Annotated in this window: 20 protein-coding genes; all 20 read left to right on the top strand. The window is 65.7% G+C overall.

Translation table 11 applies throughout. The annotated features are described in order from the left end of the window. Positions 1-98: 98 nt before the first annotated feature. The 20 genes from IPP90_11645 (at position 99) to IPP90_11550 (ending at position 21,166) form a co-directional block, all read left to right on the top strand. The gene (locus IPP90_11645) at positions 99-599 is read left to right on the top strand and encodes an FKBP-type peptidyl-prolyl cis-trans isomerase (protein ID MBL0171366.1); all 501 of its coding nucleotides are present in this window, start codon (positions 99-101) and stop codon (positions 597-599) included. Between the two features lie 5 nt (positions 600-604). Next, on the top strand, positions 605-2,248 hold the full coding sequence (locus tag IPP90_11640; protein MBL0171365.1) for a D-aminoacylase: 1,644 nt from the start codon (positions 605-607) through the stop codon (positions 2,246-2,248). A 147-nt stretch (positions 2,249-2,395) separates the two neighbouring features. After that, positions 2,396-2,659, top strand: coding sequence for an AbrB/MazE/SpoVT family DNA-binding domain-containing protein (locus IPP90_11635; GenBank protein ID MBL0171364.1), 264 nt, complete (start codon positions 2,396-2,398; stop codon positions 2,657-2,659). After that, positions 2,646-3,032 carry a type II toxin-antitoxin system VapC family toxin gene (locus IPP90_11630; protein ID MBL0171363.1) on the top strand — a complete coding sequence of 129 codons (387 nt, stop codon included), beginning with the start codon at positions 2,646-2,648 and terminating at the stop codon, positions 3,030-3,032. The genes IPP90_11635 and IPP90_11630 overlap by 14 nt, the downstream gene beginning before the upstream one ends. A 102-nt stretch (positions 3,033-3,134) precedes the next feature. Further along, a complete protein-coding gene (locus tag IPP90_11625; GenBank protein MBL0171362.1) occupies positions 3,135-4,712 on the top strand; it encodes a YifB family Mg chelatase-like AAA ATPase in 1,578 nt (525 codons plus the stop codon). 198 nt (positions 4,713-4,910) lie between these two features. Beyond that, positions 4,911-5,651, top strand: a complete 741-nt coding sequence (locus tag IPP90_11620) for a hypothetical protein (protein MBL0171361.1) — start codon at positions 4,911-4,913, stop codon at positions 5,649-5,651. After that, complete coding sequence (locus IPP90_11615; GenBank protein MBL0171360.1) at positions 5,648-7,042, top strand: sigma-54-dependent Fis family transcriptional regulator; 1,395 nt, start codon at positions 5,648-5,650, stop codon at positions 7,040-7,042. The genes IPP90_11620 and IPP90_11615 overlap by 4 nt, the downstream gene beginning before the upstream one ends. After that, positions 7,039-7,590, top strand: a complete 552-nt coding sequence (locus IPP90_11610) for a hypothetical protein (GenBank protein MBL0171359.1) — start codon at positions 7,039-7,041, stop codon at positions 7,588-7,590. Before IPP90_11615 ends, IPP90_11610 begins: the two co-directional genes overlap by 4 nt. Before the next feature lie 18 nt (positions 7,591-7,608). Next, the gene (locus IPP90_11605; GenBank protein MBL0171358.1) at positions 7,609-9,096 is read left to right on the top strand and encodes an aldehyde dehydrogenase family protein; all 1,488 of its coding nucleotides are present in this window, start codon (positions 7,609-7,611) and stop codon (positions 9,094-9,096) included. 35 nt (positions 9,097-9,131) lie between these two features. Then, on the top strand, positions 9,132-9,932 hold the full coding sequence (gene lepB, locus IPP90_11600; protein ID MBL0171357.1) for a signal peptidase I: 801 nt from the start codon (positions 9,132-9,134) through the stop codon (positions 9,930-9,932). Between the two features lie 87 nt (positions 9,933-10,019). After that, positions 10,020-10,880 carry an RNA polymerase sigma factor RpoD/SigA gene (locus tag IPP90_11595; protein MBL0171356.1) on the top strand — a complete coding sequence of 287 codons (861 nt, stop codon included), beginning with the start codon at positions 10,020-10,022 and terminating at the stop codon, positions 10,878-10,880. Between the two features lie 2 nt (positions 10,881-10,882). Then, entirely contained in the window at positions 10,883-11,383 is a 501-nt protein-coding gene (locus tag IPP90_11590) for a YajQ family cyclic di-GMP-binding protein (protein ID MBL0171355.1), read from the top strand. 23 nt (positions 11,384-11,406) lie between these two features. Further along, positions 11,407-11,856: an SET domain-containing protein-lysine N-methyltransferase gene (locus IPP90_11585; protein MBL0171354.1), complete on the top strand. Its 450-nt coding sequence runs from the start codon at positions 11,407-11,409 to the stop codon at positions 11,854-11,856. Between the two features lie 28 nt (positions 11,857-11,884). Beyond that, the gene (gene rimO, locus IPP90_11580) at positions 11,885-13,282 is read left to right on the top strand and encodes a 30S ribosomal protein S12 methylthiotransferase RimO (GenBank protein ID MBL0171353.1); all 1,398 of its coding nucleotides are present in this window, start codon (positions 11,885-11,887) and stop codon (positions 13,280-13,282) included. Between the two features lie 50 nt (positions 13,283-13,332). Next, positions 13,333-14,607, top strand: coding sequence for a SpoIID/LytB domain-containing protein (locus IPP90_11575; GenBank protein ID MBL0171352.1), 1,275 nt, complete (start codon positions 13,333-13,335; stop codon positions 14,605-14,607). A 45-nt stretch (positions 14,608-14,652) separates the two neighbouring features. Then, on the top strand, positions 14,653-15,657 hold the full coding sequence (locus IPP90_11570) for a Gfo/Idh/MocA family oxidoreductase (GenBank protein ID MBL0171351.1): 1,005 nt from the start codon (positions 14,653-14,655) through the stop codon (positions 15,655-15,657). Beyond that, on the top strand, positions 15,657-16,976 hold the full coding sequence (locus IPP90_11565; protein MBL0171350.1) for a DUF4105 domain-containing protein: 1,320 nt from the start codon (positions 15,657-15,659) through the stop codon (positions 16,974-16,976). Before IPP90_11570 ends, IPP90_11565 begins: the two co-directional genes overlap by 1 nt. After that, the gene (locus tag IPP90_11560; GenBank protein MBL0171349.1) at positions 16,973-18,937 is read left to right on the top strand and encodes a hydantoinase/oxoprolinase family protein; all 1,965 of its coding nucleotides are present in this window, start codon (positions 16,973-16,975) and stop codon (positions 18,935-18,937) included. The genes IPP90_11565 and IPP90_11560 overlap by 4 nt, the downstream gene beginning before the upstream one ends. Next, on the top strand, positions 18,934-19,608 hold the full coding sequence (locus IPP90_11555) for a hypothetical protein (GenBank protein MBL0171348.1): 675 nt from the start codon (positions 18,934-18,936) through the stop codon (positions 19,606-19,608). Before IPP90_11560 ends, IPP90_11555 begins: the two co-directional genes overlap by 4 nt. After that, complete coding sequence (locus IPP90_11550) at positions 19,601-21,166, top strand: hydantoinase B/oxoprolinase family protein (protein MBL0171347.1); 1,566 nt, start codon at positions 19,601-19,603, stop codon at positions 21,164-21,166. The genes IPP90_11555 and IPP90_11550 overlap by 8 nt, the downstream gene beginning before the upstream one ends.

The raw sequence follows: 21,166 nt of genomic DNA, 5'->3' as shown, positions 1-21,166 counted from the left end.
GTGGAGCGGTGAGGGGCCGGAGGGATTTCTGCGAGACCACGCTATTTTCCTGAACGCCGGTGAGACGTCCGGCGACCACGACCGACCCCTTGGCAACCATGATCCCTACCTCCATCCGTTCTTTCGTTCGCGCGCTGTCTGTGCTGGCCTGTTCGGCGGTCGCGGCCTGCAGTGAGTCGCTGTCGCCAGGCTCCGGCGTCGTCGGCACGCCGTCGGACCCGGCCACCGACACGTTTGCGGCGGCGCTGGGAGTCGACCTGACGGCGATGACCAAGAAGAGCGCCGTGCTGTATGTGCAGGACCTGACGGTTGGCACCGGTGCGGAAGCGGTCACCGGCCGCGTACTGGGCATGGTGTATACCGGGTGGCTGGCCAACGGCACCAAGTTCGATTCCAATGTGGGCAGTCAGAACTTCACGTTCACACTGGGCGCCGGACAGGTGATCGCGGGCTGGGACCAGGGTATCGTGGGCATGAAAGTAGGTGGCAAGCGTCGCATCATCATGGGATCGGCGCTGGGGTACGGTGCCAACGGCAGCGGCCCAATTCCCGGCAACGCCACGCTGGTGTTCGACGTGGAACTCAAGACGCTGCAATAACCGCCATGCGCCAGCCCCGAGTCCATTGGCGCCGGCACGTGGCGCTGCGCGCCATCATCCTTGGCGCGTGCCTGACGGCTGTGGCGACGCGACCGGTGACTGCGCAACGGGTCGCCGATACGTCGCGCGTCGACGTGCTCATCGCCGGCGGCCTGGTGATCGATGGTACGGGACGTACGCCGCAGCGCCTTGATATCGGCATTCGCGGCGATCGCATCGTGGTGATGGCGGCGTCGATCGCGCGTTCGCGTGCCACCACCGTGATCAATGCGGCGGGCCGCATGGTCACGCCGGGATTCATCGACCTGCATGCGCATCTCGAGCCGTTGCTGCAATTGCCGTTGGCCGAGAGTGCGCTGCGGCAGGGTGTCACCTTGGCGCTCGGTGGTCCGGATGGTGGATCGCCGTTGCCATTGGCCCCGTATCTCGATTCCGTGCAGATGGCCACGGTGGGCATCAATGTCGCGTATCTCGTGGGCCACAACGATGTGCGGCGCACGGTGATGGGGATGTCCGACAAGGCGCCCACGGCGGCGCAACTGGCCAGCATGCAGCAACTCGTGCGGCAAGGCATGCGCGACGGGGCGTTCGGATTGAGCACCGGGCTCCTGTATCTCCCCGGCACGTACTCGAACGTTGACGAAGTGGTGGCGCTGGCCACGGTGGCCGCGCAGGCCGGCGGCATCTACACGTCACATCTGCGCAAGGAAGGCCGTGGTTTGCTGGATGGTGTGGGTGAAGCGATGGAGATCGGCCGGCGCGCGAAGATTCCCGTGGTGCTCACACACCACAAAGCGGTGGGACAGCTGATGTGGGGCAAGAGTGTGGTGACGCTGGCGATGGTGGACAGCGCGCGTAAAGCCGGCACCGACGTGATGATGGACCAGTATCCGTACACGGCGACGCATACGGGCATTGGCGTGCTGGTGCCGTCGTGGGCGATGGCCGGTGGCGACGCCGAATTCACGAAGCGTCTGGCCAATCCCGTGCTGAAAGACAGCATGGTGCGCGGCATCGTGGACAACATCATGAACGATCGCGGTGGTGGCGATCTGGCGCGTGTGCAATTTTCGCGCGTGTCGTGGGACACAACCCTTGAGGGGAAGACGCTCAAGGACTGGGCCACGCGCCGCAACCTGTCACCCACGCCGGCCAACGGGGCACTGCTGGTGATCGAGGCCATGCAGAAGGGCGGCGCAAACGCCATCTACCATGTGCTCGACGAAGGCGACGTGCGGCGCATCATGGTGCATCCGCAAACCATGATCGCCAGCGATGGCCGCCTGTCACAGCCGGGCGACGGCCATCCGCATCCACGCGCCTACGGCACATTCCCGCGGGTGCTGGGCGAGTACGTGCGCGTGCAGCACCTCATGCCGCTGGAAACCGCCATCCACAAGATGACGGGGATGCCGGCACAGCGACTCGGCCTGACCGATCGCGGCGTGTTGCGGGTTGGCGCGATGGCCGACGTGGTGGTGTTCGACGCGCGCACGGTGAAAGATCAGTCCACATTCGCCGAGCCACATCAGTATCCGGTGGGCATTGAAACAGTGATCGTGAATGGCAAGGTGGCGGTGCAGGGTGGCAAGACGACGGGCGTGAAGGCGGGGCGGGTGGTGCGGCATGCGATGGTTGGTACGCCGTAAGGCGATTCCGACGCATCGTGGCGGGTCCCCCGGCGGGAAATCGGTGACGACGGTTTCGCGCGTCGGTGTTACGGTGACCCCAATGCCTGCGCCCGCTCCATCGTTTCTCGCCCTTTCCAGATATACATTACTATGGTAATGTTCATCATGAAACTCGCCCAATCCCGCCTCACCTCGCAGGGTCAGGTGTCGGTGCCCGCGGAAGTGCGGAGGCGTCTCGGATTGTCACCTGGATCGGTCCTTGAATGGGAGGCCGACGGTGAGCACATCGTGGTGCGTCGCAGCCAAAAGCACTCGTCGGCCGACGTGCACGCGACGCTGTTCCCCGACGGCGTGGCGGCCGCCCATAGCCTTCAGGACTTGAAGGAGGGGATCCGACGCGACCTCGCCCGCCGCCATGCGCGCCGTTGACACCAACGTGCTCGTCCGGCTGCTGACGCGCGATGAAGTGAAACAGACAGCGGCGGCGGAGCTTTTCATCGCCAAGGGCGCGTGGATCTCGCACGTGGTGTTGGTGGAAACCACGTGGGTGCTGGCATCCGTGTACGCCAGAACCGCACTACAGATTGCAGACGCCATCGCCATGCTGCTCGAACACGAGGCCCTGGCGCTGCAGGATCCAGACGTGGTGGCGTTGGCGTTGGCGCAACTCCGCCGCAGGCCCGCCATCGGGTTTTCCGACTGCCTTATCGTCGAGATCGCGCGCAAAGCGGGACACCTGCCGCTGGGATCATTCGACCGTACCCTTGGTCGCGTGGACGGAGCGCAGCTACTGAAGAGCTGATTGCACCGACGCGCCGAGTGCGTTGGACACCGTGCGGTGCGGAACACCGCGCCGCAACAAATCGGTGAAGAATCTCGATACCAGCGGCGTTACACTGGCCCCATGCTCGCCGCCGCTCACTCCGCCGCCGTCCTCGGCATCGACGCCCTCGATATCACCATCGAGGTGCATGTAGCCAACGGGCTACCACAGTGGACGCTTGTCGGTTTGGCCGCGACGGCGGTGAAGGAGAGCCGAGACCGCGTCGGAGCGGCTCTGGCCAACTCGGGGTTTACCATTCCGCCCAGGCGGATCACGGTCAATCTCCAGCCTGCCGACATACCCAAAACGGGCACAGCGTACGATTTGCCCATCGCCCTCGCGCTGTTGGCGGCCAGTGGGCAGCTGCCAGTGGACGCATTGCAGGGCGTGTGCGCGATTGGTGAATTGGGTCTTGATGGTCAACTGCGCGCGGTGCGCGGTGTGCTGGCTGTGGCGCGGCATGTGTCCGCGACCAGCAGCGCACTGCTCATCGTGCCGCCGGACAATCTGGCTGAGGCGTTGCGCGTACCCAACGCGCGCGCCGCCGCGCCGCGCACCTTGAGCGATGTAGTGGCGGCGTTGCGCGAGGGATCCATGCAACCCGCCTCGCGATCACGCGACGTGGCCGGACCACCCGACGACGTACCGGATCTGGGCGATGTCGTTGGTCAGGACATGGCCGTACGCGCCCTGGAAATTGCCGCCGCGGGAGCCCACAACCTGCTGTTGGTGGGACCGCCCGGCGCGGGGAAAACCATGCTCGCGCGCCGACTCCCCGGCATCCTGCCACCGCTCGATGACGACGAAGTGCTGGAAGTGATGGCCATTCATTCGGTGGCCGGACTGCTGCGTGATGTGCGTGCTGGCGACATGCTGCACGCCGTGCGCCCTTTTCGCGCCCCGCATCATTCGATTTCCACCGCTGGACTGGTTGGCGGCGGCGGATGGCCACGCCCCGGGGAAGTGAGTTTGGCCCATCGCGGCGTCTTGTTTCTTGACGAGCTGTCGCTGTTTCCGCGCAGCACGCTGGAGGCCCTGCGACAACCGTTGGAGGATGGTGTGGTGGTGGTGGCACGCGCCGCGCAGGCCTTGCGTTTCCCATCGCGCTTCTCGTTGGTGGCCGCCAGCAATCCGTGTCCGTGCGGCTACGCCGGCAGCAGTGACCGCCACTGCCGATGCTCGGTGGCCGACATCGATCGCCATCGCTCACGCCTGTCGGGGCCGCTGGCCGATCGCATCGATTTGCACGTGACGGTGCAACGCGTGCCCCCGGAAGCGTTGGCCACCCATCAACCGGCCGAACGCTCCACCATTGTGCGACAGCGGGTCCTCCATGCCCGACGGCGACAGCAACAACGCTATGCCCTCACTCGGCTCGGTGCGTCGACCGTCGACCGTAGCGCCATCACCAACGCGTCGGCGCCCACACGCCTGCTGGCCCCCGTCGCTCGGCTGGATAGTGACGCCCGCGCCATGCTGGTCCGCGCGGCCGACAAGCTGGCGCTGTCAGCCCGCGCCTATCATCGCGTGCTGCGGGTGTCGCGCACCATTGCCGACCTCGACGACGTCGATGCGGTCTCGCGCGACCACATCGCGGAAGCCCTGCGCTTTCGGCCGGCGGTCGATGCGGACGCGGCCGCCATTGCTGAGGCCTCATGATGTGCCGTCGACGTATGGCCGGGCGCGTTCCGCGACCGGCCCGATCACTTCTTGGGCAAAGGGGTATCCCTTCGACGTACCGCTTCCAGCCCACTGGCGCGTATGTTCCGTACCAGCGCCGGTCATCGACGACGTCCGTCAGCGATTGGCGACGCTGTTGTGAGGTGTCGACCAAAACTCTATCCCGAACGCCGCGACATGGGCTGTCTCTCCCGCATCGGATGTCTGGTCGTAGTCGTGGGCGCCGGCGCCGTCGGATACTGGCTCTACGGCGATCGTCTGCCGTCCGAGCTGTCGCGTGCGGCGGGAAAGGCGGTGGACAAGGTCAGCGAAGCCACCGGTGGCCGCAGCACAGGCACGCCGTCGTCGCGACGGGACTCAGCGATCAATCCGGAACGGGCCATCACCTGGGCCACCATCGAACCGTCAGGGCCCCGCAACAGCAGTACCAAAGTGGCCGCAGCGCTGGGCGCGCGTGATGGCCCTGCGTTTGTCACACTAGGCGCGGGAGACCTCGCGGCGCTGCTGTCCAGCGAGCTGCCGTCCCAACTGCCGAAATCGGCATCGAATCTGCAGGTGGCACTGGAGGGCGACCAACTATTGGTGCGCGCCGCCATTGACGTCACCGAGATTGCCGGCGACGGCACCCTTGGGCGACTGTTGGGTACGGCCCTGTCTGGGCGGGATTCCGTGCAGTTCGCCGGCACCATCGAGCCGCTGCGTCCAGGGTTCGCCCAGTTTCGCGTGGACGCGCTGCGCCTCAAGGGCATCAATGTGCCGCCCAGACTGATTCCCACATTCATTGGCGCGATCCGACGCGGGCCCCGTGCTGCAGGGCTTGCCGACAACGCGCTGGCCCTTCCGTTGCCGCGAACCGTTGCCGATTTGCGAATCGCGAACGGGCGACTGACCCTCTACAAGGCCGTTCCGAATCCATGAGCGCACGTCGCATTCTCGTTGTTGACGATGAAAAGGGCATTCGCCAGGCCCTCAGCCAGCTCCTCGAGTATGAGGGCTACGAGGTTCGCTCGGCATCCGGCGGCACGGAGGGCATCGGCGAGTACGAGAAATTCAAGCCGCATCTGGTATTTCTCGACGTCAAGATGGCGGGGCTGGACGGACTCGAGGTGCTCAAGCGCATCCGGCAGATTGACGGCAACGCCCTGGTGGTGATGATCAGCGGGCATGCCACCATCCAGACGGCCGTGGAAGCCACGCAGCTTGGCGCCTACGACATCCTCGAAAAGCCGCTCGACACCGATCGCGTGCTGGTGCTGCTGCGCAATGCGTTCGAGCATCGGCTGCTGAGCGATGAGAACGAGCGGCTGCGACAGACCATCGAATCACGCTACGAGATTGTCGGTCGCACCTACGTCATTCGCGCGCTGCTGGAACGCATTGAAAAGGTGGCGGGAACGCCCGCACGGGTGCTGATCACCGGCGAGAATGGCACCGGCAAGGAGCTGGTGGCGCGGGCCATTCATCGCGGATCGCCGCGGGCCAAGAAACCGTTTGTCGAGGTGAATTGCGCCGCCATTCCGTCGGAGCTCATCGAGAGCGAGCTGTTCGGCCATATGAAAGGCTCGTTCACGGGCGCCATCAGTGATCGCGCCGGCAAGTTTGAGCAGGCCGACCATGGCACGCTGTTCCTTGACGAAATCGGCGACATGTCGCTGGCCGCCCAGGCAAAGGTATTGCGCGTGCTGCAGGACGGTGTCGTGACGCGCATTGGCGGCAACAAGCCCGTTCAGGTGGACGTGCGCGTGTTGGCCGCCACCAACAAGGATGTCGAAGCGGAAATCGCCGCGGGGCGATTTCGCGAGGACTTGTACTATCGCCTGAACGTGGTGCCCATCACCGTGCCGCCGCTGCGTGAGCGGCGTGAAGATATCGAACAGTTGGTCATTCACTTCCTGCGCCAGTTTGCGGCGCGCGATGGATTGCCGGCGCGTGATATCACCGATGACGCGCTGCGTCGGCTGTCGGAACTGGACTGGCCCGGGAACGTGCGCGAGCTGCGCAACACCATTGAGCGGCTGGTGATCCTGGCCAACGCGGCCACTATTGGCGCGGCAGACGTCGACCGTTTGGTCGGGCGCCGTACGGCCGAGCCCACGGGCCTGGGCAACCTGGTGGACTGCGTCACGTTCGAAGAGTTCAAGCAGTCTGCCGAGCGCGCATTTCTGGTGGCCAAGCTTCGGGCGTTCGACTGGAACGTGTCGGAAACGGCGCGTGCGCTCGATATGCCGCGGTCGAATCTCTACAAGAAGATCGAGCGTTATGGTTTGACGAGAGAAATCACGCCTGACCCTCTATCGACGGTTCGATGAGCGATCGCAATTGGGAAGCCGAGATGGCGAAGATCGACAAACAGCTGGCGTCCGTTTCGGACGAGCAGTTGCTGGCCGATCGCAAGGCGCTGCAGGCGCCTCCGGGGGCAGCCGGCCGGGCACCGGCCGGGAAGGCGGCCGCTCCGGCGGCACCGTCGCGGGCGGCGTCGCCCGCCGAGGGGGGCACCTGGTTGGCGTGGCTCAAGGTGAGCCTTGCCGTGGCCGCGGCGGCAGGGCTCATGTATTGGCCGTGGCCGGCCCGTTGTGGTTTGCCCCTGGTGGGATTCACTGCCGCCACCGGTGGTGTGGCCCTGCTTGGCGTATGGAGCGCCGTGGGTTCATGGCGCCACCGTCTGGGACTGGCCCACGTCGCATCGCTGCTGGTGACCATTTGGGGCGTGGCGTTGGGGGCCCGCGAAGTGCTGCCGCGCGTGGGATACGCCATTGCGTCGGTTGAACGTCCCGGCCAATGGAGTTGCGAAGGATTGCCGGCCGCGCCGACGCCGAACGCACCAATCGCACCCACCACCAGTCCCCCGGTGCGGTGATTTCGCTAGGTTTGAGGGATGTCCAACACCTTCAAGAATTTCATCGGCGGCCAGTGGGTCGCGCCGTCCACCGGCAACTATTTCGAGAATCGCAATCCGGCTGACCAGAGAGACCTGATCGGCCGTTTCCCGCAATCGGGCGTGGAGGATGTGCACGCCGCCATCGACAGCGCCCGACGCGGCTTCGAGGGGTGGAAGCGCACGCCGGCTCCGGCGCGGGGCGATGTGCTGCGACGCGTTGGCGACCTGATGGCGGCGCGCAAGGAAGAGATCGCGAATCTCATGACGCGCGAAATGGGGAAGCCGCTGGCGGAAACGCGTGGCGACGTGCAGGAAGGCATCGACACGGCCTACTACGCAGCCACGGAAGGTCGGCGCCTGTTTGGCCACACCGTGCCCAGCGAACTGGCCAACAAGTGGGCCATGAGCATGCGCCGCCCCATCGGGGTGTGCGGGCTCATCACCCCGTTCAACTTCCCGATGGCCATTCCCACCTGGAAGACGTTTCCCGCGCTGTTGTGCGGCAACTCGGTGGTGCTCAAGCCGGCCGAAGACGTGCCGCACACGGCGACCGCACTGGTGGAAATCCTGCTGGCCGCGGGACTGCCGCCGGAAGTGATTCAACTGGTGTACGGGAAGGGCAGCGTCATTGGCAAGGCGATGGTCGAGCATCCGCACGTGCCGGTGATTTCGTTCACCGGCTCAACGGAGACTGGCAGCCTGGTTGGTGAGACATGCGGCCGCCTGCACAAGCGTCTCTCTCTGGAAATGGGTGGCAAGAACGCGCAGATCGTGCTCAACGATGCCGATCTCGATCTCGCGCTGGACGGCGTGCTGTGGGGCGCGTTTGGCACCACGGGTCAGCGCTGCACCGCCACCAGCCGACTGGTGTTGCAGGCCGGTATTCATGACCAGTTCGTGGAGCGTCTGGCCAAACGCGCGTCGGCCTTGCGACTGGGCGATGGTCGCGAAGCCGGCACGGACGTGGGGCCGTTGGTGAATGCCGCGGCGCGCGCCAAGGTTGAGGAGTACATCGAGATTGGTCGCGCGCAGGGGGCGACGCTGGTGTGCGGCGGACAGCGGGCAACGGGCGGCACGCTCGACAACGGTTTCTTCTTCCAGCCCACGATTTTTGCCGGCGTCACGGCCGGATCGCGCCTGGAGCAGGAAGAGATTTTTGGTCCGGTGCTTTCGGTCATCAAGGTCGACGACGTCGAAGAGGCCTTCACGGTGAACAATGACGTCCGGTACGGACTGTCGTCTTCGGTGTATACGTCCAACGTGAACGTGGCTTTCCGCGCCATGCAGGATCTGGACAACGGCATCACCTACGTGAACGCGCCCACCATTGGCGCCGAAGCGCACCTGCCGTTTGGCGGGGTGAAGCAAACCGGCAACGGGCATCGCGAAGGCGGCTGGGAAGTGTACGAGTTCTATTCGGAAACGAAGGTGGGGTACGTGGACTACTCCGGCGCGCTGCAACGCGCGCAGATCGACAACTACTAGCACTCACGACGCCTTTACCGGTTGCCGCCCACGTCATGACGTCCGTACCAGGATCACCTCCAGACGCCGAGTTGCGCGCGAGCGCGTTGCGCGCGGCGAACGGTCGCACGCGCGCACCGCGCGCGTTGCGACTGTCCTGGCTGTGGGAGTGGGCCAAGGTGTTTCCGGCCGCCGTGCTGCTCTTTCTGGTGTTGCACACGTTCTTCGTAGAAGCCTACAAAATCCCGTCCGGCAGCATGGAACGGACGTTGCTGGTGGGTGATTTCCTGCTGGTCAACAAGTTGGTGTATGGGGCGGAGATCCCGTTTTCCGGACGGCGGTTGCCGGCCATCCGGACGCCGCAGCCCGGTGACGTGGTGGTGTTCGAGTTCCCGGTCGATCCCAGCAAGAACTTCGTGAAGCGCCTGGTGGGTGTGGCGGGCGACACGCTCTCCATGCACGACGGCACCCTCGTGCGCAACGGGCTTCCGCAAGACGAGCGGTACGTGGTGCACACGGAGCCGGGCGTCGATCCGGTCAATGACGAGTTTCGCTGGCAGAGCAGCCATCTGGTCAAGACGGCCGTGGCCGCCGATGCCGACATCTACACCGCCGGACTCGGCTACCGGCCCTCCCGGAACAACTGGGGACCGTTGGTGGTGCCCATGCACCACTTCTTCGTGCTCGGGGACAATCGCGACAACTCGCTGGACAGTCGGTATTGGGGCTTCGTGCCCGACAGTCTGCTGCGCGGAACACCATTGTTCGTCTACTACAGCTTTTCGCCAGACTCCACGGTGTCGGCACCGTGGCTGACCAGAATTCGCTGGGCCCGCGTGGGGACGGTCGTGCATTGAGGTGACGACTTGCGAAAGTCGCTCCACCCAGATGAATGTTCAGTTCCTCGTCGCTCGATTTCCCCGCCTCACCGAGCCGCTGTTGCCATGGCAGTAACGCCCACCAAAAAGAAGGCGCAGTACGAGGAAGGGTCGTTGGACCAGTATCTGCGCGACATCAGCGTGTATCCCCTGATCTCGCGCGAAGAAGAAGCCGAGTTGGCACGACGCATCCGCGTCAGTGATCAGGAGGCACTCGACAAGCTGGTGCGATCGAACCTGCGGTTCGTGGTGTCGGTGGCCAAGAAGTACCAGAATCAGGGCGTGTCGCTGTCCGACCTGATCAACGAGGGCAACCTTGGTCTGATTCGCGCGGCGCACAAGTTCGATGAGACGAAGGGGATCAAGTTCATCTCCTATGCCGTGTGGTGGATCCGGCAGGCCATCCTGCAGGCGTTGGCTGAGCAGTCGCGCATTGTGCGTGTGCCGCTCAATCGGGCGGGGACGCTCCACCGCATTGGCAAGCGGGCGAACGCGCTGTTGCAGGAACTGGGTCGCGAGGCCACGCACGCCGAGATCGCGGAGGGGATGGACATCACCGAGGAGGAGGTCGCCAAGACCATGTCCATCTCCCAGGTGCATCTCTCGCTCGATGCCCCTCTGACGCCGGGTGAGGACAATCGCCTGCTGGACTATCTGGCGGACACGGTGAATCCGACGCCGGATGAGCAGACGTTTGAGAAGGCGCTGACCGAGGCGATCGAGGATTCGCTGGGCAGCCTCAAGGAGCGCGAGGCCAAGATCCTGCGATTGTACTTCGGCATCGACGGTTCCGATCCGATGACGCTGGAAGAGATTGGCGCGATGCTGGGCATCACGCGTGAGCGTGTGCGACAGATCAAGGAAAAGGCGCTCTCGCGGTTGCGACACGTCTCGCGCGCCAAGGCCCTGGAAAGTTTTCTCGGATAAACATGGCATCGACCTATTCGTTCGACGTGACGACCAGCGTGGACCTGCAGGAAGTCGACAACGCGGTCAATCAAGCGCAGAAGGAAGTCAGCCAGCGGTTCGACTTCAAGGGCGCGCTGGTGACCATCGAGTTCAAGCGCTCGGAAAGCCTTGTCCAGTTGGCCACCGACAGCGACATGCGCATGGAAGCGCTGTTCGACATGCTGCAGGCCAAGTTCATCAAGCGCGGCGTGCCGGTGAAGAATCTGGACATCGGCGACGTGAAGCCGGGTGGCGGCGACGTGCTGCGTCGCGAGATCAAGCTCAAGATGGCGCTGGACAGCGACACCGCGAAGAAAGTCTCGGCGTGCATCAAGGAGGCCAAGCTGAAAAAGGTGCAGGCCTCCATTCAGGGGGACCAGGTGCGCGTGACATCGCCCAGCAAGGATGACCTGCAGGACGCCATGGCCGTGTTGCGCAAGGGCGATTTCGGAGTGGAGCTGCAGTTCGGCAACTTCCGATAGCGGCGGACCGTCTGCCCGTCGACATGGATTTTGCCGTCGGGCACCGCGGGGACCTTGGGCAGCGCTGCGTCCGCATCCTTGTTGACCGGCCGGCGGGAACGGTGCTGGTCAGCTTTGCCGACAGTCCCCGGTTGGCGGAGCCGTCCTATCTGACCGTCCAATTGGACGCGGATACGCACATTCGCCCGTCGCCCGCGTTTCTGGAGTGTGTGAACCACTCGTGCACGCCCAATGTGGCGTTCGACATGGAGCAGCTGGCGCTGGTTGCAGTACGTGACCTCGGGGCGGGTGACGAACTGGTGTACTTCTATCCAAGCACCGAATGGCAGATGGCGCAGGCGTTCACCTGTGCCTGCGGTGCGGCGGGGTGCCTGGGGGTGATCGACGGTGCCTCGCATCTGAGTGAGGCGCTGCTGGCGCCGTACACCCTCTCGCCCTTCATTCGGGCGCAACTGGCGATTCGCGCGCCCTGACGGCGACCGGCGGCGCTATCTTTCACTAATGCTCAAGTTCGGATTGGTCACCCTCGGGTGCGACAAAAACACGGTGGATTCCGAGCGGTATCTGGCCGACCTCGTGGCCCACGGGGGCGAGCAGGTGACCGATCTGCGCGACGCCGAGGTGGTGGTGGTGAACACGTGCGGGTTCATCGATGCGGCCAAGCAGGAGTCGATTGATGCCATTCTTGACGCGACCCGCCTGAAAGAGGATGGTGCGTGCCGCGCGGTCTTCGCGATCGGCTGCATGATCGAACGGCACAAGGACGAACTGATCGAGGCGCTGCCCGAGGTCGATGTGTTCCTTGGCACGTCGGAAACCGATCGACTGTTGCCCGAACTCATCGAACGCGGCCTGATTGGCGGCGAGCTGTTGGAGCATCCGGGCGTGCGCGTGTTTGGCGGCGACGCCGCGCATGTGCGCTATCTCAAGGTGAGCGAAGGCTGCGATCATGGTTGCGCGTTTTGCGCCATTCCGCTGATGCGCGGGAAGCATCGCTCGTTTGCCCTGGATGAGTTGGTGCGCGAAGCGCAGTTGCTGGAGGTGCAGGGCGCACGGGAGATCAACCTCGTGGCGCAGGATCTCGCGCACTATGGTCGCGATCGGCGCGACGGATTCGCCCTGCCCGAGTTGCTCGAAGCCCTTGTGCGCGAGACCAGCATTCCGTGGATTCGTAATCTTTACCTGTACAGCGCCGGCATCACGCCGCGGCTGCTGGAGGTGATTGCGGCGAATCCGCGCATCGTGCGCTACCTGGACACGCCCATGCAGCATGGCGCCGACGCCGTGCTGGCGCGCATGCGGCGCCCCGAACGGCAGAAGTCCATTCGCGAGCGACTGACGCGCTATCGCGACATCGTCCCAGACCTGACAGTGCGCACGACGGTCATTGTGGGGTTTCCGGGCGAGACCGAGGACGATTTCCAGGTGCTGTGCGACTTCCTGGAAGAGATGCAGTTTGATCGCGTCGGGTGCTTCACGTATTCGCCGCAGGAGGGGACGCGCGCGTACGACCTTGACGATGACGTGCCGGATTCCATCAAACGCGAGCGCAAGGAACGCATCGAGGAATTGCAGCGCGCCATCACCGGCGAACGCTATGAGCGATTCCTGGGGCGCGACACGCGGGTGCTGATCGACAGAGCGGGTGACGTGCCGGGCCAGTTGATTGCGCGCGCGCCGTGGCAGGCTGACGACATCGACGGGGTGGTGTATCTGTCGGGGAATGCCCCGCCGGGCGCGATGGTTGACGTGCGCATCGATTCGGTGGTGGACGACTACGATTTCCGCGCGACGTGGCACGCGTTGGTGGATGCGCCGGCGGCGCCGGTGCATCGCCCGTCCCGGCAGTTGCCCATGGCCGGCGCGCTGTCGTCCACCGTGGGCAGCTACGGTCGATGACCGGCGCGGTCTCTCGTCGAACGCTCGCGGGTTCCATCAGCGGAGGTCTGATGATTGGGGCGTTCGCAGCGAGCGCCTGCGCACCGCGTGGAACCGAGAGGCGTCCGGCGGCGCCCGTTGTCTCCAGCGAGGAACTGCACGGTCGTCTGGATCTGACAGACCGTCAGGCCAGAATCGCGTTGTCCGGCGGCGTCGTCCGTGCCCTGGTGTCGGCCACCACGCCTTGGCGCATCGACGAGCAGGGCGGCCGACAGTCGCTGGTGCGGGGCGCGGGAGGTGAAGGCTGGCGCGTGGAACAGCGCAGCGGACTCCTGCGCGTGGCGGGCGAAGGCGACGATGCCACGCCATGGCGCACGGGTCCATTCGTAGCCCGCCCAACTGCCTCCGGTTTCCTGACGTACAACGGCAAGCGCTATCGCGGAGAACTGTGGTTTTCGGCGACGGACTCGGGCGTGCAGGTGGTCAATCGTCTGCCGGTGGAAGACTACCTGCGGGGAGTGGTGCCGTTGGAACTGGGCACGCGCCAACCCGCCGACCGTCCCGCCCTGGAAGCACAGGTGATTGCCGCGCGCAGCTATGCATACGTGCGCGTACCGGCAGAGGGCGCGCCGCAACCGGCCAGTGGGTGGCACATGGTGGCGACGGTCAACAATCAGGTGTATGGCGGCGTCGAGGTGGAGCATCCGCTGGTGAATCAGGCGATTGACGCCACCGCTGGCCTGGTGTTGCGCTATGCCGGTCGTACGGTGGACGCCCCGTACTACTCGGCGTGCGGTGGACGCACCGCGACACCGCGCGATGCGTGGCGTGACGCCCGGGAAGAACCGTACCTGCAGTCGGTGGATGACATCGACCTCTCGACCGGGCGTCCGTACTGTGACATCAATCCGCGCAATCACTGGGTTGAGGAATTGGGCGAACAGCAGCTCAGCGAGGCGGTGCGCCGCGCCATCGAACTGCAGGGCAGTCAGCAGCCACAGGCGACCGGGGTCCGTGAACTGCAGGTCGCCGAGCGGAGTGCGTCGGGGCGGGTGGCGGTGTTGCAGTTTCGGACCGATCGCGGGGATATCACCGTTCGCGCGCGCGATGTGCGAGCGGTTTTGCGTGATGCGCGTGGCGCGAACCTGTCCAGCACGTATTTTTCTGTGGAGCGCGAGGCGCGAAACGGTGGACGCCTGACCGGCGTGACGTTACGCGGCAACGGCAATGGGCATGGGGTGGGACTGTGTCAGTGGGGTGCGATCGGGCGCGCGCGGGCGGGCCAGAGTGCGCGGATGATCCTGCAGCACTACTACCCCGGCACCGTGGTGGGCTTCGCTGATTGACCGGCATCATGGGATCCCTGTGATGCGATTCTTCCTGGAGGCGGCATGAAGGACGGCGTGCGGATCGCCGTGGTTGGCACGGGTGCGATTGCCCAGTTGACGCACATTCCCGTGTTGTCCAAGCTGCGTGGGGCGTCACTGGTGGCCCTGTGCGACAACGATGGGGCCAAGGCCCGTGCATTGGCCGACCGTTTCGGTGTGCCGGATGTCTTCACCGACTTCGAGGAACTGCTGGACTCGGACGAGTTGGACGCGGTGGTGATCACCACGCCCAATCACCTGCACGAGCCGCATGTGCTGAGCGCGCTGCGGGCCAAGCTGCACGTGCTGTGTGAACGCCCGCTGTCACTCACGTCACGCGGTGTGGAACGGTGCATTGCGGCGGCCAACAAGGTGGATCGCCGACTGGTGGTGGGGACCAACCTGCGTTTCCGCGCCGACGTGCAGGCGATGGATCAGTTCCTCCGCAACGGCGAACTGGGTCAGGTCACGTCCATCCGGACGGGCGCACTGATGGTCCAGCGCGGCGCCGAAGGTTGGCGGCATCGGCGCGCCGAGGCGGGTGGCGGTGCCTTCCTCGAGCAGGGCTTCCCGCTGCTCGACCTCGCGCTGTGGCTGGCCGACTTCAAGGCGCCCGTGCGGGTTTCGGCCGTCATGCGCCGAGGCCGCGCCGCGTCGGCGGTGGAAGACGCCATGCAGGTCTTCCTGGAGTGCGAGGGCGGGTTGGTCATGGCCTTCGACATCTCCTGGTCGTATGTCGGTGACGAAGAGCGCTGGTGGTTTGAAGTGCATGCCTCACGCGGCTCGGCCCGATTGGCACCGTTGCGCGTGACCAAGGAACTCAACGGGCGGGGCGTCGACGTGTCTCCGTCGGGAGCGGCGGCACGCGAGAGTCCGTTCCTGCAGAGCTACCGCGCCGAGATTGCGCACTTCCTGGCGGTCATTCGCGACGAGGCGCCGTACGAGCCGCCCAATGATCAGGTGCTCGTGCATCGCGTGCTCGAGGCGATCTATCGCGCGGCCGACGACGGAAAAGAGTTTCGCTTCTGATGCGGTGGTCCTGGCGGCGCGCGCTGGTTGCCGTGACGGTGACGATGGTGGGCGCCGGCGACGCCATCGCGCAGGCGTCACCCATCGGAACGAACTCGTCGGACATGCCATCGCTGCCCGGTGCGTCGGCCGTGGTGGACAGCCTGCGCGCCATTCGCGGTGCGTCGCTGACCGTGTCGCTGTACACGTACGGCCCCTCGGATGTGTTCTTCGAGCGGTTCGGACATGCGGCGCTGGGGGTGCGGGACAGCCTCACCGGTGACGACGTGGCGTACAACTGGGGCATCTTCGACTTCGACCAGCCGAACTTCCTGGGGCGATTCCTGACTGGCGACACGAAGTATTCCATGGCGGGGTATCCCACCCAGCTGTTCAACGACGTGTATAAAGCGGACAATCGCACCATTCGACAACAGGTGCTGGCGCTGTCGCCGGTTGAACGCGCGGCACTGTTCGAGTTCCTGCAATGGAATTCGCGTGAAGCGAACAAGTACTATCGCTACGACTACTATCGTGAGAATTGTGCGACCAAGCTGCGTGACGCGCTGGATCGCGTGCTGGGCGGGCGCCTGCATCCGGCGTTGAATGGACCAGGTACCGGACGCACCTGGCGCGGTGAGACCGCCCGACTGTTGGGATCGATGCTGCCGATGTATGCCGGGATCGAGGTGGCACTTGGTCGCCGTGCGGACCAGACGTTGTCCCAGTGGGATGAGGAATTTCTGCCCGAACATATGGCGACGCACTACGCCGCGTTGGTGTTGAGCGATGCCAGCGGGAAACGCATTCGGCTGGTACAGCGTGATACCACACTCTTCACGGCTGATCGCGTGCCGTTGCCGGACGAGGCCCCCGATCGACTGGCGATGTCATTGCTCCTTGGCCTCTCGCTGGCCGGACTGGTGGCGGTGATGGCCGACGCGCGCGCACGCGCGATTCGTGTGCTGCTGGGCATGGCCGTTTCCATCTGGTATGTCGTGGGCGGACTGCTGGGCACCGGTTTGCTGCTGGCGGCCACAGTTACCAGGCACGCGCCGTACATGGGCGCGAACACCACGTTGCTGTCGCTGCACCCGTTGTTGCTGGTTGCAGCGGTCATGGTCCCGCTCTCCATCGCCCGCGGTGTGCCCACCCGCGCGGCCCGCGGCGTGAGCGTGGTGATCGCCCTCCTCGCCCTGTGTGGTGCGGCGCTGCAGGCGATGCCGGCGTTCGCGCAAGTCAGTGGCGTGGTGCTCGCGGTGGTGGTGCCGGTGCATGTGGCGATTGCGCTGGCGATGTGGCGCCTCGGTCACGATCGATCGCGGCTGGCCCGCCCGTGAACGGACCTCGTGACAGTACCCTGACCGTTGCTGCCGGTGTCGATGTTGGCGGCACATTCACCGATCTGGCAGCCATCGCGCCCGATGGCACGTTGCAGACCGCGAAAGTACTCAGCGATCCGGATGATCGCGCGACCGGTGTGCTGGCGGCGCTGCAGGCCTCAGGCATTGCACCGTCATTGCTGGCCTACATTGCGCACGGCACCACGGTGGTCACCAACCTGTTGCTGGAACGGCGCGGGGCGCGTGTGGTGGCGTGCGCCACCGCCGGTTTCACCGACCTGTTGGAGTTGCGGCGACAGGAGCGCGCGGCGCTGTACGACCTCACCCGTCATCATCCGGCGCCGTTGGTGGACGCCAGCGATGTCATTCCGGTGCGCGAACGTGTGGTGCCGGACGGTGTGCTGGTCGCGCTTGATGATGCGGCCATTGCCGATGTCGTAATCGAGGTGATCGCCCGGGCGCCCGATACGGTGGCCATCACGTTGTTGCATGCGTACGCTGACCATACGCACGAAGCGCGTTTGGCCGATGCCCTGCGCCAGGCCCTGGCCACCGTGTTGCCGCACTGTGACGTCATTTGCTCGCATGCGGTGTTGCCGGAGATTCGCGAATACGAGCGCATGGCCACCACGGTGGCCGAGGCCTATGCGCGTCCGGCGGTGCGGCGGTACCTGAGCGGGTTGGGCGACCGCCTGCAGGCCAACGGTTTTCCGGTGCCGCGGGTGATGACCTCGGCTGGCGGCACGCTCACGGCGGGCGATGCGGCTGAACACGCGGCCTCACTGGCGCTGTCCGGCCCCGCCGGTGGCGTTACTGGCGCGGCCGCCGTCGCGCGCGCGTTGGGCATTTCGCGCGCACTCACCATCGACATTGGGGGTACGAGCGCCGACGTCGGGTTGATTGACGACGGGGAGCCTTTGGTTGAACGCGGCGGCGATGTGGCTGGAGTGCCCATCGCGCTGCCACGCGTGCTGGTGGAAGCGGTGGCGGCAGGCGGCGGCAGTATCGGCTGGATTGATGCCGGCGGTGCGCTGCGTGCCGGCCCGGAAAGCGCGGGTGCTATGCCGGGGCCGGCCGCGTATGGGCGCGGGGGCCTGCGTCCAACCGTGACCGATGCGCACGTGGTGCTTGGGCACATCGCGGAAGGGATGTGGAGTGGTGGCGTCACCATCAGTGCGGCGCGTGCGCGGGAAGCGATGGCGCATTTGGCGACCCCGTTGGGGGTGACTATCGAGCGTGCCGCCGAGGCACTGCTGGCCACTGCCGACGCCACGATGGCGCGCGCGCTTCGACGCGTGTCGGTGGAACGTGGTATCGATCCGCGTGACGCGGTGTTGATTGCCTTTGGGGGCGGCGGACCACTGCATGCGTGTGGACTTGCCGAGCGATTGGGGATGCGCCGCATTGTGATTCCGCCGCACGCCGGTGTGCTGAGTGCCATCGGGTTGGCGCTGGCGCCTGAGCGTCGTGAGGGCGTGGCCAGTCTCGTGATGCGCGCCGATGCCATTGACGCACCGTGGCTGGCCGAACGTCTGCGGAGTGAATCGGAACGCCTGGGCGCCAGCGATTCGAATGCCGCGATGGCACGGTGGTGGATTCGCACACGCTACGAGGGTCAGGGGTATGAACTCGATGTGGCCGTCAAACCGGGTGACACGGGTGTCATGATCGCCGAGCGATTTGTCGAACGTCACGTGGCGCGCACCGGTTTTGCATTGGATCGCGCCGTGGAGTGCATCAGTCTGCGCTCGGCGGTTGGGGGTGCGCCGTGGCCGGTGCAGTTTGCCCGTCCAGTCCGAGACGGAATGTTGCCCGATGACGTGGATGACGGCCGCGCGATGACGCGGATGCTGGAGGGCAACTGTGTGGTGCGTTTGGCGGACGCGACCATGCGCGTGGCGCCGGGCTGGGTGGCGCGCGCGCTGCCCATCGGTGGTTGGATGATGGAGTTGACATGACATCGGCCACGCGTGGTGCGGCGGCGGTGCGTATTGTCGGCGAGCCGGTGCCGCCTCTGCTGCCCGACCGCGGTCCGGTGTACGTGTTGCTGGTTGGTGAAGCGCCCGGGCCGCGGGGTGCCGACAAGAGCGGATTCCCGTTCTTTGGCGACGCCGCTGGTCGACACCTGTATCAGGCACTGTCGCGCCTGGGGGCGGTGTCACTGCCGCCGGCCATTGAGACGCTGCCGTGGGATGGCGCGCGATTCCGTGCTGCTGCGCTTCGTCCGGTGGCGCGCGGTGTGGCACTGGGAAACGCCTTCGACCGGTGTCCAACCGACGACGGCCTGTCATTTCGTGCGCCAACGCGCAGCGAACTTGAGGGCCCCGAGAACGTGGCGCGATTGAACGCCGAGCTGATGGCGTTGCAGGCGCGTGGATTGCGCGGCGTGGTGACGCTGGGCCGGGTGGCCACGCGCACCATGGACGTGGTGCTCGCGCACGCCCCTCTGCCGACGCTGGTGATGCGCGCCGTGCCACACCCGTCGGCGCAAGGGCTGTTGTCGATGGCGCCCGATCGCGGGAAGGGGGCGCGGATGGCCGATCTGCAGGAGGCGTGGATGGTCCGCTGTCGCGATCTCATCTTCGAAGCGGGATATCCACGCGAGCACGCGGGAGCGGGCGATGAGTGATCCACGCACGCCGTTCGATGCGCTGGAGTTGACGGTGTTTGCGCAGAGCGTGGCCATGTTGGCTGAGGAGATGGGCACGCTGCTGGAGCGCAGTGCGATTTCGCCGAACATCCGGGAGCGACGTGATGCCTCGTGCGCGCTGTTCGATGCGGACGGGCGCATGGTGGCGCAGGCGGCGCACATTCCCGTGCATCTGGGCGCGATGCCGGAGTCGGTGGCTGCGGTACGCGCCGTCGGTGCGGCGCCCGGCGATTGCTTCCTGCTCAACGATCCTTCGCACGGCGGTTCGCACCTCCCCGATCTCACGATGGTGGAGGTGATTGCCGACCGTGCCGACGCGTCGCGGATCATCGGCTATGCCGCGGTGCGGGCGCATCATGCCGATGTGGGGGGATTGAGCCCCGGCAGCATGCCGTTCGGCGCCACCGAGCTGTTTCAGGAAGGCATCATTGTGCCGCCGGTGCGCATTGAACGGAACGGCGTGGCGCAGGACGACGTGATGCGGCTGGTGCTGGCCAATGTGCGGACACCGTCGGAACGGGAGGGGGATCTGCGTGCGCAGCGGGCTGCCTGCAAGTCGGGCCGCGAAGGATGGCAGGCACTGTATGCCCGAATGGGCGCGGAACGACTGGGGCAGGCCGTGGATGCGCTGCTGGACTACACCGAGCGCCGGGTACGTGCCCGCCTGGCACAACTGAACGGCGCACGCGGACATGCAGCCGACGCACTGGAAGGCGACGGTGTGAGCGACGCGCCGATTCCCGTGGTGATTACGGCACGCATCGACCACTCGACCTTGTTCCTTGATTTGACAGGCACGTCACCGGCGGTACGCGGCAACGTGAATGCGCCGCCGGCGGTGGCGCGCGCGGCGGCGGTCTTCGTGTTGCGCGTATTGTGCGACGACGATGTGCCGGTGAACGACGGCGTGGCGCGCGCACTGCAACTGACCATTCCAGACGACTGCGTGGCGAACGCCAAGCGGCCCAGCGCCGTAGCGGCTGGGAACGTGGAGTTGTCGCAGCGTATCACCGATGTGTGCTTTGCCGCACTCTCCGATGCGGCAGCGGCGGTGGGCATGTTCGATCTGCCCATTCCGGCGTGCGGACAGGGCACCATGAACAACGTGACCATGGGCGCGCCGGGCTGGAGTTTCTATGAAACGCTGGGCGGCGGTCAGGGCGCCAGCGTGCGTGGCAATGGTCCGGACGCGGTGCATGTGGGCATGAGCAACACGCGCAACACGCCGGTGGAATCGCTGGAGCGGGCGTATCCCTTGCGGGTGGTGGAGTATTCCGTGCGGCGCGGCAGCGGCGGCATGGGGGTGCACCGCGGCGGCGACGGCGTGGTGCGTCGCTATCAGGCGCTCGTCGAATGCACGGCTACGTTGCTGACCGAACGCCGACGCATGTCGCCACCCGGCGCGAGTGGTGGTGGCGCCGGGCAGGCGGGTGTGAATCGGTTGAACGGCGTGCCGCTGCCGGCCAAGTGCCGGATGACCATGCAGCCCGGCGACGTGCTGACGATTGAAACGCCGGGCGGTGGTGGGTGGGGGTAG

This window comes from Gemmatimonadaceae bacterium (assembly GCA_016720905.1).
Lineage (GTDB): Bacteria > Gemmatimonadota > Gemmatimonadetes > Gemmatimonadales > Gemmatimonadaceae > Gemmatimonas.
This window is presented reverse-complemented; position numbering and strand designations above follow the sequence as displayed.